Source organism: Paraburkholderia nodosa DSM 21604, from assembly GCF_000519185.1.
Lineage (GTDB): Bacteria > Pseudomonadota > Gammaproteobacteria > Burkholderiales > Burkholderiaceae > Paraburkholderia > Paraburkholderia nodosa.
In genome coordinates this window covers 98,234-113,364 of sequence record NZ_JAFA01000005.1, presented here as the reverse complement: position 1 = coordinate 113,364, position 15,131 = coordinate 98,234, and the positions used below count along the sequence as shown (strand labels likewise).

The 15,131-nt window shown below is 66.9% G+C and carries 13 protein-coding genes and 1 tRNA gene; 10 read left to right on the top strand and 4 right to left on the bottom strand.

The window, feature by feature from the left end; translation table 11 throughout:
* The first annotated feature begins 202 nt into the window (after positions 1-202).
* The 10 genes from rsmB (at position 203) to A3CW_RS0108710 (ending at position 9,616) form a co-directional block, all read left to right on the top strand.
* Complete coding sequence (gene rsmB, locus A3CW_RS0108755; protein WP_028203219.1) at positions 203-1,741, top strand: 16S rRNA (cytosine(967)-C(5))-methyltransferase RsmB; 1,539 nt, start codon at positions 203-205, stop codon at positions 1,739-1,741.
* Complete coding sequence (locus A3CW_RS0108750) at positions 1,738-2,331, top strand: DUF4390 domain-containing protein (RefSeq protein WP_028203218.1); 594 nt, start codon at positions 1,738-1,740, stop codon at positions 2,329-2,331. Before rsmB ends, A3CW_RS0108750 begins: the two co-directional genes overlap by 4 nt.
* Complete coding sequence (locus A3CW_RS0108745) at positions 2,321-4,741, top strand: sensor histidine kinase (protein ID WP_028203217.1); 2,421 nt, start codon at positions 2,321-2,323, stop codon at positions 4,739-4,741. Before A3CW_RS0108750 ends, A3CW_RS0108745 begins: the two co-directional genes overlap by 11 nt.
* The gene (gene esaR, locus A3CW_RS0108740; protein WP_028203216.1) at positions 4,742-5,443 is read left to right on the top strand and encodes a response regulator transcription factor EsaR; all 702 of its coding nucleotides are present in this window, start codon (positions 4,742-4,744) and stop codon (positions 5,441-5,443) included.
* A 94-nt stretch (positions 5,444-5,537) separates the two neighbouring features.
* Positions 5,538-5,613, top strand: a tRNA-Phe gene (locus tag A3CW_RS0108735).
* 246 nt (positions 5,614-5,859) lie between these two features.
* Entirely contained in the window at positions 5,860-6,591 is a 732-nt protein-coding gene (gene queC / locus A3CW_RS0108730) for a 7-cyano-7-deazaguanine synthase QueC (protein WP_028203215.1), read from the top strand.
* A gap of 157 nt (positions 6,592-6,748) precedes the next feature.
* Positions 6,749-7,381: a 7-carboxy-7-deazaguanine synthase gene (gene queE / locus A3CW_RS0108725; protein ID WP_028203214.1), complete on the top strand. Its 633-nt coding sequence runs from the start codon at positions 6,749-6,751 to the stop codon at positions 7,379-7,381.
* 31 nt (positions 7,382-7,412) lie between these two features.
* Entirely contained in the window at positions 7,413-7,856 is a 444-nt protein-coding gene (gene queD, locus A3CW_RS0108720) for a 6-carboxytetrahydropterin synthase QueD (RefSeq protein WP_028203213.1), read from the top strand.
* Positions 7,857-8,084: 228 nt separating this feature from the next.
* The gene (locus A3CW_RS0108715; RefSeq protein ID WP_028203212.1) at positions 8,085-8,867 is read left to right on the top strand and encodes an HpcH/HpaI aldolase family protein; all 783 of its coding nucleotides are present in this window, start codon (positions 8,085-8,087) and stop codon (positions 8,865-8,867) included.
* Positions 8,864-9,616 carry a tetratricopeptide repeat protein gene (locus A3CW_RS0108710; protein WP_081771570.1) on the top strand — a complete coding sequence of 251 codons (753 nt, stop codon included), beginning with the start codon at positions 8,864-8,866 and terminating at the stop codon, positions 9,614-9,616. Before A3CW_RS0108715 ends, A3CW_RS0108710 begins: the two co-directional genes overlap by 4 nt.
* A gap of 98 nt (positions 9,617-9,714) precedes the next feature.
* Here A3CW_RS0108710 and rodA read toward each other — a convergent pair whose 3' ends face one another.
* From rodA to mreC, 4 genes are all read right to left on the bottom strand, one after another.
* Entirely contained in the window at positions 9,715-10,881 is a 1,167-nt protein-coding gene (gene rodA, locus A3CW_RS0108705; RefSeq protein WP_035512622.1) for a rod shape-determining protein RodA, read from the bottom strand.
* 9 nt (positions 10,882-10,890) lie between these two features.
* A complete protein-coding gene (mrdA, locus tag A3CW_RS0108700; protein ID WP_028203209.1) occupies positions 10,891-13,365 on the bottom strand; it encodes a penicillin-binding protein 2 in 2,475 nt (824 codons plus the stop codon).
* 101 nt (positions 13,366-13,466) lie between these two features.
* Positions 13,467-13,979, bottom strand: a complete 513-nt coding sequence (gene mreD, locus A3CW_RS0108695; RefSeq protein ID WP_028203208.1) for a rod shape-determining protein MreD — start codon at positions 13,977-13,979, stop codon at positions 13,467-13,469.
* Complete coding sequence (gene mreC, locus A3CW_RS0108690) at positions 13,979-15,109, bottom strand: rod shape-determining protein MreC (protein WP_028203207.1); 1,131 nt, start codon at positions 15,107-15,109, stop codon at positions 13,979-13,981. The genes mreD and mreC overlap by 1 nt, the downstream gene beginning before the upstream one ends.
* Positions 15,110-15,131: the final 22 nt, after the last annotated feature.

Below are 15,131 nucleotides of genomic sequence, written 5' to 3'. Positions count from 1 at the left end.
TTTCTGTCGCCATCATGCGGCGAGCCGTTAGTCGGTATCCGCCAATATGTATCTCTGCGCTTTTCGCCGCTGTTTGCCTGCGGGCGCGGTGCCGTCAACGGGAATCGCGCCGGCTGGCAGTGTTGCGCGCTCGCCACGCTACAATGGCTCGCTTGTGCATCATTGACGCCGCACTTCACCGCGGCCCGCATCCGGTTTTTTCATGACATCGAGCCCATCCCGGCGACCCAGCAAGCCGTCTCACGGCAAAAAGAGTTCCGCATCGCCCGCGCGCCAGCAGGGCGCAGCGCCTGCGCGCAGCCACGCCGTGCACCTGGCCCCCGAATCGCTGGGCTTTGCGCTCGACCAGGCCGCTCATGCGATCGGCGCGGTGCGCGCCGGTGCGGCGCTGCCCGCCGCGCTCGCGAGCGCGTTCGCCGCGTTGCCCGCCGACTTCGCGCCGCAGGCTCGCGGTGCCGTGCAGGACATCGCGTACCGCACGATGCGGCGGCTCGGCACGGTCGACTGGCTGATCCGGCAGCGCGTGAGCAAGGCGCCGCCGCCGCTCGTCGCGAACCTGCTGGCCTGCGCGCTGGCGTTGCTCGCCGAAGACGAGGCGAGCGCGGCCTACACGCCGTTTACGGTCGTCGATCAGGCCGTGCGCGCCGTGGCTGCGCGCCGCGAGGTCGCCTTCGCGAAGGGGCTCGTCAATGCGGTGCTGCGCGGCTTTTTGCGCGAGCGCGACACCGCGCTTGCCGCAGCAGGGGCCGATGAGACCGCCCACTGGAACTATCCGCGCTGGTGGATCGACGCGGTCCGCGCCGCGTGGCCCACCCAGTGGCAGGCGATTCTCACCGCGGGCAACACGCAAGGCCCGCTCACGCTGCGCGTGAACGCGCGCCGTGCGAGCGCTGCCGAATACGTCCGGCGGCTCGCCGCTGAAAACATCGCCGCCACGCAGATCGGCGAACACGCCGTGCGTCTCGCCGCTGCGTTGCCGGTGGATCGCATCCCCGGATTCCTCGCGGGCGATGTGTCCGTGCAGGATGCCGGTGCGCAAGTGGCCGCGCAAATCCTCGACGTGCGTGACGGCATGCGCGTGCTCGACGCGTGCGCGGCGCCCGGCGGCAAGAGCGGCCATCTGCTCGAGCTTGCCGACATCGACCTGGTTGCGCTCGAAAGCGACGCCACGCGCGCCGCGCGCATCGGCGAAAACTTCGCGCGCCTCGGCTTTACGCAAGACGATCCCGCGCACCCCATGCGGCGCGCAAAGATCGTGGTCGGCGACGCGGGCAATCCTGCCGCGTGGCACGACGGCGAAGGCTTCGATCGCATCCTCGCCGACGTCCCGTGCTCGGCCTCGGGCATCGTGCGCCGCCATCCGGACATTCGCTGGCTGCGCCGCGAGAGCGACATCGCGGCGCTTGCCGCCGAGCAGCGCCGCATCGTCGATGCGCTGTGGCCGCTCGTGAAGCCGGGCGGCGAACTGCTCTACGTGACCTGCTCGATCTTCCCCGAGGAAGGCGAGGCGCAGGCGCGCTGGTTTGAAAGCACCCATGCGGATGCGGTACGATTGGGCGCGCCGGGGCAACTGCTGCCCGAGGCGTTCGGCGCGCCGGCCCGGGGGCCAGAAGACGGCGCAGCCGGCGAGGCGCGGCACGAGGCCGCTGCAAAGGCCGAAGTGACGACAACTGTCTTTCCCGTTCCCGATCGCACCGCAGATCACGACGGATTCTTCTACGCGCGCTTTCAGAAACGGTGACCATCAAACGCTTCTTCCCGCTGCGGTTCGCGGCCCTGATCTGGCTGATGCTTGCCGTCGTCGGCCTGGTGGCCGCCGCGCCGGCTCGCGCCGACTCGATCTCGGTGCAGCGCGCGTCGCTCCAGGCCGACAGCAACGGCTGGAGCCTCGACGCCCGTTTCGACTTCGACCTCAACAGCAGCCTGGAAGACGCGGTCAACAAGGGCATTCCGCTTTACTTCACCACTGACTTCGAGCTCACGCGCGCGCGCTGGTACTGGTTCGACGAACAGCCGGTGAGCATTTCGCAAAGCATTCGCCTGTCGTTCCAGCCGCTCACGCGCGAGTACCGCGTGTCGAGCGGCGGCCTGCAGCTCGGCTTCTCGACGCTCGCGGACGCGCTCGCGGTCATCAAGCACGTCACCTCGTGGCACGTGATCGACCGCAACGACGTGCATGCCGGCGAAACGTACACGGCCTCGGTGCGCATGCAGCTCGACGTCGCGCTGATGCCCAAGCCGTTCCAGATCGACGCCGTGAACAACCGCGACTGGAACCTCGCTTCCGACTGGAAGCGCTTCAACTTCACGGTGACCGAACGTGCTAGATAAAGTACGCCGTGCCACCAGCTTCAGCAGCGTCGTCGTCAAGCTGCTCGTTTCCACCGTCGCGTTCACCGCGACGCTGCTGCTCGTCCTGCTCGCCGCGGCAAGCGCGAACACCGAGTTCTTCGACCGCTACTACGGCTGGCTCTACGCGGCCAATATCATCGTCGCGCTGATCTTCCTGTCGGTGGTCACGGCGCTCATGATCGTGATCGTCGTGCGCTTGAGGCGCGGCAAGTTCGGCACGCGGCTGCTCGCCAAGCTCGCGTTCTTCTTCGCGCTCGTGGGCGTGGTGCCGGGCGGCATCATCTATATCGTTTCGTATCAGTTCGTCTCGCGCTCGATCGAGTCGTGGTTCGACGTGAACGTGGAAACCGCGCTCACCGCCGGTCTGAATCTCGGCCGCGGCATGCTCGACGCCTCGCTCTCCGACCTGCAAACCAAGGGCCGTCTGATGGCCGAGCAGATCGCGAGCGGCGACGCCGCGGGCACGACGCTCACGCTCCTGCGTGCGCGCGACCAGTTCGGCGTGCAGGACGCGATGATCGTCGAACCGGTGCGCAGCATGTCGGGCGCGGCGCCCGACATGCACGTGGTGGCGCAGGCGTCGAGCAACTTCTCGTCGCTCATGCCCGCCGATATGCCCACGTCGCTCATGATCGATCAGGCACGCGGGCGCGGCTATGCGGCGATCGAGGGCGAAGTGGACGGCGACCCGCATCAGCTTGGCTCGAAGGGCGCGCTCCGATTGCGCGTGGTCACGCGCATTCCCGATGCGAACACAACGGATCTGCAGCCGGTCGAGCGCTTCCTGCAGCTCGAGCAGCCGGTGCCGTCCGCGCTCGCGCGCAATGCCGACGCCGTGCAGCGCGCGTATCGCGAGTATCAGGAGAAGGCGCTGGGCCGCACGGGCCTGCGCAAGATGTATATCGGCACGCTCACGCTCGCGCTCTTCCTCGCCACCTTCGTCGCGATGATGCTCGCGCTCGCGCTCGGCAACCAGCTTGCCAGGCCGCTCTTCCTGCTCGCGCAGGGCACGAAGGAAGTGACGGAGGGCGACTACACGCCCAAGCGCGAAATCAAGTCGCGCGACGAACTGGGCTTCCTTACGCAGTCGTTCAACGCGATGACGCGCCAGCTTTCCGAAGCGCGTCAGGCTGTGGAGAAGAACCGCGTCGCGCTCGAGCATTCGAAGGCGTACCTCGAGAGCATTCTCGCGAACCTCACGGCGGGCGTGTTCGTGTTCGACCGGCAGTTCCGCCTCACGACGGCGAACCCCGGTGCGGAGCGCATTTTCCGTCAGCCGTTCCAGACGGAGCTCGGCGTCGCGCTCGATCATATCGGCGCGCTCACGGAGTTCGGCGCGATGGTGCGCAAGGCCTTCGCCGATCAGGAAGCTTCGCGCGGCGATGGCGATCAGGGGCGCGGCCACTGGCAGCAGCAGTTCTCCGTGCCGATTCCGGGCGAGACCGATCCGCTCACGCTGCTCGTGCGCGGCGCGCGCCTCGTATCCGACACGGGCCGCGACGCGGGCGACATGCAGACCTCGGGCTACGTCGTGGTGTTCGACGACATCTCCGACGTGATCTCGGCGCAGCGCTCGGTCGCGTGGGGCGAAGTCGCGCGGCGTCTTGCGCACGAGATCAAGAATCCGCTCACGCCGATCCAGCTCTCGGCCGAACGCCTGCAGATGAAGCTCACCGACAAGCTCGCGCCAACCGACGCCGAAGTGCTCAGGCGCGGCGCGACCACCATCGTCAATCAGGTCGCGGCGATGAAGCAGATGGTCGACGACTTCCGCGATTACGCGCGCACGCCGCCGGCCGTGCTCGCGCATCTGCAGCTCAACGATCTCGTGAGCGAAGTGCTCACGCTCTACGGCGCGGAAGAAGGCAAGAGCGCGATCAAGGTCGAGCTCTCCGACTTGCCGGTGATATGCGGCGACGCGACGCAATTGCGCCAGGTGATCCACAACCTGCTGCAAAACGCGCAGGACGCAGTGGCCGATACGCAGAATCCTCGCGTGACGCTCGAGACCCGCGCCGTAGAATACGGAGACCCCGACGCGCAAGGCCGCACGCACGTGGCGGTGCGTCTCACGGTATCGGACAACGGCCCGGGTTTCCCGGCGCGCATCCTCACGCGCGCGTTCGAACCCTATGTGACGACCAAGGCCAAAGGAACAGGACTTGGGCTTGCGATGGTCAAGAAGATCGTCGACGAGCACGGCGCGCGCATCGACATCCGCAATCGCATGAGAGCGGGCGACGCGATCGAAGGCGCGCAGATCTCGATTCTCTTTCTCCAGTTGGCAGACGATGCCGCCACGCCCGGACCCGGCCGATCCGGGGAGGGGCAGGCGCATGCCGAAGCGGAGCAGGGATCAAAAGCAACAGTGCAGACAAGGGCAGCGTAAATGGCAACCATCCTGGTGGTAGATGATGAAATGGGCATCCGGGAATTGCTCTCGGAGATCCTCAGCGACGAAGGACACGTCGTGGAGCTCGCGGAAGATGCGCAACAGGCGCGCGACTTCCGGCAGCGCCACGTGCCGGACCTCGTGCTGCTCGATATCTGGATGCCGGACACCGATGGCGTGACGCTGCTCAAGGAATGGGCCGCGCAGGGGCATCTCACGATGCCCGTCATCATGATGTCGGGGCACGCGACCATCGACACCGCCGTCGAGGCGACGAAGATCGGCGCGCTCAACTTCCTCGAAAAGCCGATCGCGCTGCAAAAGCTGTTGAAGGCGGTCGAGCAGGGGCTCGCGCGCGGCACGGCCGCGCCGGTCGCGCCGGCTACATCGGCGGCGGCGGGGAAGACGGCTGCGGGCGGACCGGCGGTCGTGGCATCGGCGGCGGCGCTGCCGGTGCTGGGCGCCGACGGCGTGCATGGCATGCAGACGGGCGCGGCCACGCAAACCGCATCGATCTCGTTCGACATCCCGCTGCGTGATGCGCGCGATGCGTTCGAGCGCGCCTACTTCGAGTACCACCTCGCGCGCGAGAACGGCAGCATGACGCGCGTGGCTGAAAAAACGGGGCTTGAGCGTACGCACCTGTATCGCAAGCTCAAGCAGCTCGGCGTGGACCTCGGCAAGAGCAAGGGCGAATGAACGCGTGAAAGTGAGCGGCGTGGCCAGACGCATCAATTTTGTGAAAGCCACTTGGCAAACGCCACATTCATCGCTATAATCTTTTTTCTTCGTTGGCCCGGTAGCTCAGTTGGTAGAGCAGCGGATTGAAAATCCGCGTGTCGATGGTTCGATTCCGTCCCAGGCCACCAGAATGCAGCCCCAGGAGATCGTTCGATTCCTGGGGCTTTTTCGTTGTGCTCATTGTCTTGCGGTTCGCATTCCAGACATCGGCGGTATCCAGGGTATAAGGGTGCGCCGATGCCCGTGTAGAGGCCCCGGCCTATACTGCATGAGCCGGCGCGGGGGTTGTCCCTGCCGGTCCGCCCGGGCGCATCGAGCAACACAAGCCAGCAACGAAGGCATTCGCGCGGAAACCTCATACACGGAGTTTCACGGTGACTCGAACAGAAGCCAAGGGCGCGCTCGTACTGTTTTCCGGCGGCCAGGATTCGGCCACGTGCCTCGCATGGGCGCTCGACCGCTATGAGAGCGTCGAAACGCTCGGCTTCGATTACGGCCAGCGTCATCGCGTCGAACTGGAATGCCGCGAGGGCTTTCGCGCGGCGATCGCCAGCACGTTTCCCGAATGGGGCGAGCGTCTTGGCGACGATCACATGATCGATCTGTCGGTGCTAGGCTCGATCAGCGACACGGCCATGACGCGCGAAATCGAGATCGAGACCGCCGCGAGCGGCTTGCCGAACACCTTTGTGCCGGGCCGCAACCTGATGTTCATGCAGATCGCCGCGGCGATCGCTTATCGTCGCGGGCTCAAGGTGCTTGTGGGCGGGATGTGCGAAACGGACTTCTCGGGCTACCCCGACTGCCGCGACGACACGATGAAGGCGCTGCAGGTGGTGCTCAATCTTGGCATGGACACGCGCTTCGTGCTGGAAACGCCGCTCATGTGGCTCGACAAGGCCGACACATGGCGGCTCGCCGAACAGCTGGGCGGCGAAGCGCTGGTGGACATGGTCCGCGTGGAAACGCACACCTGCTACGTGGGCGAGCGCGCCGAGCTTCACGCGTGGGGCTTCGGCTGCGGCGAGTGCCCGGCGTGCAAGTTGCGCAAGCGCGGGTATGAAGCGTATCTCGCCGGCGAGAACGTGACGGAAGCCCCGGTCTGAGCGTGAGCCTCGGGCTGCACGCGTGACTTTCGCGGTGAAGAATATGGCCAGGGCCGCGCACGGGCGGCGCGCCCCCCCGCCGACACGATGATTTCGCGCCCGAGACCAACCGGCTTTGCACGCGCCTTGCGCGCATGAGCCAGAACCAGGCTGCACGATGACTTACGCGGTAAAGGAAATTTTCTACACGTTGCAGGGCGAGGGCGCGAACGCCGGGCGTCCGGCCGTGTTCTGCCGGTTCGCCGGCTGCAATCTCTGGTCGGGCCGCGAGGAAGATCGCGAGCAAGCTGTTTGCCGCTTCTGCGACACCGACTTCGTCGGCACCGATGGCGAAAACGGCGGCAAATTCCGCACGCCGGAAGAGCTCGCCGCGAAGATCGCCTCGCTGTGGCCAGAAGGCGAGGGCAACCGCTTCGTGGTCTGCACGGGCGGCGAGCCGATGCTGCAGATCGACGCGCCGTTCGTCGACGCGCTGCACGCCGCCGGTTTCGAGATCGCGATCGAAACCAACGGCTCGCTGCCGGTGCTGGAAACCATCGACTGGATCTGCGTGAGCCCCAAGGCCGACGCGCCGCTCGTCGTCACGAAGGGCAACGAGTTGAAGGTTGTCGTGCCGCAGGAAAACCAGCGTCTCGCCGACTACGCGAAGCTCGATTTCGAGTATTTTCTCGTGCAGCCCATGGACGGCCCATCGCGCGACCTGAACACGAAGCTCGCCATCGACTGGTGCAAGCGCCATCCGCAGTGGCGCCTGTCGATGCAGACCCACAAATACCTGAACATTCCCTGATTCACGCGAATTTACCTGAAGAAGCGCCGTGCTGACGATCACCCGAAAACTCGAATTCGACGCGGGCCACCGCATCCCCGACCACCGCAGCCAGTGCCGCAATCTGCACGGCCATCGCTACGTGCTCGAAATCACGCTGGAAGGCGACCTCGTCGAAACCGAGGGCGCGCCCGACCGCGGCATGGTGATGGACTTCGCCGATGTGAAGTCGCTCGCGAACCAGCATCTCGTCGATCTGTGGGATCACGCGTTCCTCGTCTTCGCGGGCGATACGCAGGTGCGCGGCTTTCTCGAAACGCTGCCGGGCCACAAGACGGTCGTGATCGACCGCATTCCGACCGTGGAAAACCTCGCCGCCATCGCGTTCGACATTCTCGCGAACGTGTACGACGCGCACTATGGCGTGAATCTGCGCCTGCACAAGCTGCGCCTGTACGAGACGCCGAACTGCTGGGCCGAAGTCACGCGCGACTGACGCGCGCAGGGCCCCGCCTCACCCTCGCTCCGGCGGCCCGCGCAAGGCGGGTTTTCCGTGCCGACCGCCAGGTTTTTGTCGCGGTATGATCATTGCCGCAAGGCCTGCGCATCCCCGCGCGCGGCCCGACAAACACATAACGGAGCGAGACCTGCCGGCTGCCGCGCTGCCGGGCGACACCGCCCGCACCTGGCGCGTGCGCCCCGCAGTCTCGCCGGGAGCACGGCGATGAGCACCTTCACCAATCCCCTCAAGGAACGCCTCAAGGAGGCGGACCCGCTATTCGGCCTATGGCTGTCGATGGGCAGCGAGACCGCCGCCGAGGCGCTCGCGCACGCCGGCTTCGACTGGCTGCTGATCGACATGGAGCACACCCCCAACGACAGCGCCGACACCATCGCGCAACTGCGCGCCATCGCCGCCGCGCATCTGCCCACCGAGCCCGTGGTGCGTCTGCCCGACAGCGAGCCGTGGCTCGTGAAGCACGTGCTCGACGCGGGCGCGCGCACGGTGATGTTCCCCAACGTGGCCTCGGCTGAAGAAGCGGCGCGCGCCGTGAGCCTCACGCAGTACCCCGATGCGCGCACGCCCGGCGGCCAGCGCGGCGTGGCGGGCGCGGTACGCGCGGCGGCCTATGGCATGCGTCGCGATTATCTTCAGGGCGCGAACGCGCAGATCGCGACGATCGTGCAGATCGAGTCGGCGGCGGCGCTGGCCGAAGTCGAGCAGATCGCGCAGGTGCCGGGCGTCGACTGCCTGTTCGTGGGTCCCGCCGATCTGGCGGCGAGCCTCGGCCATCTCGGCGACTCGAAGCATCCGGACGTGGTTGCCGCCGTGCAGCGCATCGTCGCGGCCGCGCGCGAGGCGGGCGTCGCAGCGGGCATCTTCGCAATGGATGCGGCCGCCGCCAGGCAGTATCGCGAGATGGGCTTCAGCTTCATCGCCCTGGCCGCCGACGTGATGTGGCTCGTGCGCGCGACACGCCAGGCGCTCCAGGAGGCGAGATCATGAAGCGTCTGAAAGCGCTTTTGGGGTGGCATTTCGAGCGGCTTTTTGAGCGGACCGCGCGCGCGCTCGCCATCGGCTGTTTCGCGGCCGCGGCGCTCGGCGTGAGCGGAGTGGCGGCAGCCGCCGACGCCGCTAGCGCCACCGCGGGCGCGGAAGCCGATCCGCAAACGGCCAACGCGGTTGCCGACTACAACGCGGGCAACCTCAGCGCGGCGCGCACCGAGTTCCAGGCGGCGGCCGAGCGCGGCAACCGGCTGGCGGAATTCAATTACGCGATGATGCTCGTGAACGGCGAAGGCGGAGCCGCCGACGTGGGCGAGGGTCGCAAGTGGCTGCGCAAGGCGGCGGACGCGAACATGTCGCACGCGCAGTACGTGTACGGCAAGATGTACGACGACGGCGACTTCGTCGAGCGCGATCCGGTGCAGGCGCACCAGTGGTTTCTCAAGGCGGCCAAGCAGGGCCATGTGCAGGCGGAGCTTGCGCTCGCGAACCAGTACCTGGACGGTCGCGGCACCACGCGCGACAACAAGCAGGCGTTTTACTGGTACAAGAAGGCCGCGGAGGGCGGCGACATGACGGCGCAATACGTAACCGGCTCGTTCTATGAGCGCGGCGGCGACGGTGTGCCGAAGAACCTCAACGTCGCGCGTGCGTACTATGCCGCGGCGGCGGCCCAGGGCGATCCCGTGGCGCGCCTGAAGTACCAGCAGTTGAGCGCACAGCTAATGAAGTCGGCGCCCACGCAGTAAGCGCCAGAAAGCGAACGCCGAAACGAAAACGCGCCGGACAATGCCGGCGCGTTTTTTTTGCTGCTGCGATCGAGCGGGCATGGCCGCCCGCCGTGCCCTCAACTCTGCATCAACCGCTTCTGGCGTCCCACGCTCATGATGAGTCCGATCGCCACGCCGAGCGTGGTGAGCGCCGTGCCGCCATAACTCATGAACGGCAGCGGCACGCCCACCACGGGCAGGATGCCGCTCACCATGCCGATGTTGACGAACGCATAGGTAAAGAACGCCATCGTGAGCGAACCGGCCAGTAATCGCCCGAACAGCGTCGCGCCGTTCGCGGCGATATAGAGCCCGCGCGCAATCAGACACATGTAGAGCGTGAGCAGCACGAGGCCGCCCGCCAGGCCGAACTCTTCGGAGAACACCGCGAAGATGAAGTCGGTGTGCTTTTCGGGGATGAACTCCAGGTGCGACTGTGTGCCCTTCAACCAGCCCTTGCCGAGCGGGCCGCCTGAGCCGATCGCGATCACGGCCTGGATGGTGTGGAAGCCCTTGCCGAGCGGATCGGAGGTCGGGTCGAGCAGCGTGCAGATGCGGTGCTTCTGGTAGTCGTGCATGAGCGGCCAGTTCACCTGCGGCTGGCAGATCTTGTCCTGGAACGCCGCGATCGAGGCCACGGCGATCACGCCCGCGATCAGCACCGGCACGATCAGCTTGAACGAGAGCCCCGCGAAATAGATGACGAAGAGGCCCGACGCGAACACGAGCACGGCGGTGCCGAGGTCCGGCTGCTTGGCGATGAGTCCCACCGGCACGAGCAGGATCACGAAGCCGACGACGAAGTCGTACCAGCGCATCACGCCTTCGCGGCGCTGGTAGTACCAGGCGAGCATGAGCGGCGTGGCGATCTTGAGGATTTCCGAGGGCTGAATCACGACGCCCACGTTGATCCAGCGCTTTGCGCCCTTGCGCGTGAGGCCGAATAGCGCCACGGCAACGAGCAGCGCGATGCCGAAGGTATACATCGGCACCGCGAAGCGCATGAGCGTGTTGGGCGGCACATTGGCCAGCGCCCACATCAGCACGAAGGTGAGCATGATGTTGCGCAGCTGGTCTTCTACGCGGCCCGGCACGTCGAGGCTCGCGCTGTACAGCGTGACGATGCCCACGCACAGCAGCAGGAACACGGTGAGCGCGAGCGGGCGGTCGAAGCCGAGGAACATCTTGCGCAGCGTGTCGAGCACGGCGCGCTTGTCGATCTTGTCGAACTGAAGGAAAGGCATGGTGACTCCTTACTCGTCGATGCCGCCCGTTGCGGGCTTGGGCGGCGGTGCGAGCGTGGCCGCGTCGCTCGCGCTGGCGGGGCGGCGCGGGCGATGGGGGCCAGGGCCGAAGTGGCGGGGCACAGAAGCGGGCGCAGGGCGGGCGGCGCCCGTGTCGGGCGTGCCGCCCGCTCCAGCGGTGCCGCCGTTCACGGCGTCGGTTGCAGCGGGCGCATCGGGGCTAACGTTCTGGCGGGGCTTGCGAGCCTTGCCGGCTGCGCTGCTTGCGGGCGTGGGCCGCGCCGCCGCGCCGGAGGCCGGAGCCGCAGCAGCGGCCGAAGCCGGACCAGCAGCGGCCGCGCCCGAGGCTTGCGAAGCCGCCGCCGCAGCCGCAGCCGAAGCCGCCGCGGCTGCAGATGCCGCGCCGGGAATCGGCAGCGGCGTGAAGCCGGCGGCGACCCTCACAGGCTGTACGGCGGGTGTGGTGGGTGTGGCGGGCGTGCCCGAGGCAGCGCCCGACGCCGCCTCGGGCGGCGCGCCGATCACGGGCGCGGACGCGTCCTCCGTGGCCGAAGCCGCCGCGCTCACGGCCGCCTGCTCGACGCCCGGCTTCAAGCGATCGACGAGGTAGTAATCAAGCACGCGGCGGGCGATCGGGCCTGCGGCCTGCGCGCCCCAGCCGCCGTTTTCGACGATCAGCGCGACGGCAATCTGCGGCTTCTCGGCCGGCGCGAACGCGATGAAGAGCGCGTGGTCGCGCAGATTTTCGGCGAGCGCATGCGCCTTGTACTTGCCGCCCTGCAGCGAGAACACCTGCGCCGTGCCGGTCTTGCCCGCCGAGGTGTACGGCGCGTTGCGGAACACCTGGTAGGCCGTGCCCGAGGGATTCATCGTCACGTTTTCCATGCCGCGCTTCACCACGTCGATATCGGCCTGGCTCACGTTCAGGCGCCCGCTTTCGCTCGGCACCGTGAGGCGCTCCTGCTTCGTGATCGGATTCTCGATCTCCTTCACGAGGTGGGGCTTCATCAGGATGCCATTGTCGGCGAGCGTGGCCGTGGCGTGCGCGAGCTGCAGGATCGTGAACGAGTTGTAGCCCTGGCCAATACCCAGGCTGACCGTCTCGCCCTCGTACCAACGCTGCTGCTCGGGCTTGCGGTACGCCTTGCGCTTCCATTCGGTGGAGGGCAGGATGCCGCGCGCCTCGCCCGCGATGTCGATGCCGGTGAGCTGGCCGAAGCCGAGCGGCTTCATGAAGTTCGCGATGTTGTCCACGCCCAGGTCGTGCGCGAGCATGAAGAAGTAGGTGTCGTTCGACACCATGATCGCGCGGTTCATGTCGACCCAGCCCTGGCCCGAGCGCACGTCGTTGTTGAAGCGATGGCCGCCGAACATATAGTAGCCGGGGTCCGAGAAGCCCCACTGCGGCGTGCGCTTGTGCAGCGTGAGCGCGGCGAGCGCCATGAACGGCTTGTAGGTCGAGCCCGGCGGGTAGGTGCCGTGCAGCGGACGGTTCAGGAGCGGGTGATCGGGCGAGTTGTTGAGCTCGTCCCAGGTCTGCTGGTCGATGCCATCCACGAACGAGTTCGGGTCGAAGCTCGGCGCCGAGACGAACGCAAGAACGTCGCCCGTGGAAGGCTCGATCGCGACGAGCGCGCCGCGCTTGCCCGCGAATGCCTGCTCGGCCACCTGTTGCAGGCCAATGTCGATCGACAGCACGAGGTTGTTGCCGGGCGTAGCCTGGGTGCGCGAGAGCGTGCGCACGGGGCGGCCGCCCGCCGTCACTTCCACTTCCTCGAAGCCGGTCAGGCCGTGCAGTTCGGTTTCGTAACTTTGCTCGACGCCGATCTTGCCGATGTAGTCGGTGCCGTTGTAGTTGTTCGCGTCAAGACGCGGATCGTAGTGCTCGGGGTCGCTGTCGTTCTTGTCGGAGAGATCGTCGATGCGCTCCTGGTCGCGCTGCGAAATCCGGCCGATATAGCCGATCACGTGCGCGGCTGTGGGCCCGAGCGGATACTGACGGAACAGGCGCGCGCGCACTTCCACGCCGGGGAAGCGGAAGCGCTGGGCGGTGAAGCGCGCGACTTCGTCGTCGGTCAGGCGCGTGCGGATCGGCAGGCTCTCGAAGTTCTTCGAGTCTTCGAGCAGCTTCTTGAAGCGGCGGCGGTCGCGCGCATCGATTGGAATCACGGTCGAGAGCTGGTCGATCGTGTCGTCGAGCGTATCGGTGAGCTTCGAGGGCGTGATTTCGAGCGTGTACGCCGAGTAGTTCTTCGCGAGCACGACGCCGTTGCGGTCGGTGATGATGCCGCGGTTCGGCACGATCGGCGCGACGGAAATGCGGTTTTCGTCCGCCTGCAGCGAGTACTTGCTGTGGTTCCAGACCTGCAGATAGAGGAAACGGAACGCGATCAGCCCGAAGCAGACGAACACGAACAGCCCCGCCGCCGCGACGCGCAGGCGGAACTTCGTGAGCTGCTGCTGGGTGTCCTTGAATTCGGTCATGCTGTCAGACCCAGGCTCCGCGGTTCCAATCGCGAGGAACGGCGGGCCGGGGTGCGTAAGAGGTAGTCAAGCGAGTCTTCCAGCGGCGGGCGGCGCGCCGCTCAAATGGGCCGGGTGTCGTCGGGATCGACGGGGCGGCGCTGCGGCAGGAGCAGCAACACGCTCGCGATCGGCCAGAGGATGGCCTCGACGAAGCCGCTGATGAGGTAACCCCAGCCAGGAAACGACGCGCCCATCAGCAGGCGGATCACGAACGGCACGACCTGCGCGCCGACCAGCATGGGCGTGACGGCGAACATTTGCAGGCCGATCGACATCCACAGCACGCGGCGGTGAATGGTGATCGCGCCATACGAAAGCAGCGTGTACGCGAGCGCGTGCTCGCCGAGCAGGTTCGCGTTGTGGACGTCCATCAGGAGCCCGAGGAGGAACGCGACGCCCATGCCGACCTTGCGCGGCTGGTGAATGTTCCAGAACAGCAGCACGAGCGCGACGAAGTCGGGCACGCCGGGTAGCTTGCCCCAGGGCAGCAGGTTCAGCAGGAACGCCGCCGCGAGGCTGAAAACGATGAAGTACGGATTGACCGGCTGGAGGATGTATTGCGGACGCGGCATCAATGGCCCCCTTTCTCGACGGCCTTCGCTGCCTCTTCCCGCAGGCTCTCCCTGGGCCTTCTCTCGGGCTGCTTTTTCTCCGCCGGCCTGGTGTCGGCTGCGGCTGCGTTCGCTGCCGGCTTCGCCTGCTGCGCCGGGGCCGGCGCTGCGCCCGATGCGGCGGCGGCGGGTTTCGCCTTCGCGTCATCGGCCTTCTTGTCGCTCTTCTTGTCCGCGCCCTTGGCGGGCTTCTTCTTCGCGTCCTTCGCCTCGGCGGCCGCTGCGGCTTCTTCGGCGGCGATCGGGTTGGGCGGCACCTGCGGGACGTAGTGCAGCACGAGCACCTGGCGCGCCCCGCGCACGGCGGCGAGCGGCAGGCAGACCACGCGTGCGAATGCGGTGTCGGCCTGCTTGTCCACGCGCAACACCTTCGCGACCGGCAGCCCCTGCGGATAGATGCCGTCGAGTCCGCTCGTCACGAGTTCGTCGCCGACTTGCAGATCGGCGCTGATCGGCACGAAGCGCAGATCGAGCAGGTCGCCCTTCGCCGTGCCGTAGATCACGCTGCGCAGACCCGTGCGCACGACTTCGACCGGCACGGCCTGGTCCTTGTCGGTGACGAGCGTGACTTCGGACTGCATGGGGAACACGCGCGTGATCTGGCCGATCACGCCGTCCTCGCTCAATACCGGCGAACCGTTCTGGATACCCTGCTGCGAGCCGCCGCCGATCACGACCTTCTGCGTGAACGGGTCGCGCGTGTCGTACTGGATGTTCGCTGGCGTGGTTTGCGCGCCGATGCGCTGCGAGAGCTGCAGAAGCGCGCGCAGGTGCGCATTTTCGGCGGCGAGCGAAGCGGCCGCGTTGGCCTGCTGCGAAAGCTGGAGATTGCGCGCGTGCAGCTGCGTGTTTTCGGTGCGCAGCGTGGAACTCGTCACGGCCAGATCGGCGGCGCCCATAAAGAAGTCACGCGGCACGAGGGCCGCGCGTTGCAGCGGGTAGAGGCCCGCGCCGAGCACGCCACGCACGATTTCGAGCGTCTTGAAACGCGCGTCGGAGACGAGGAGCGCGAGCGACAGCACGACGAAGAAAATCAGCCGTGCGAGTGCCGATGGGCCCTGTCTAAAGAGGGGCGGCGGACTGTATTCCATGGTCGGCGCCGGGGGCGTGTGC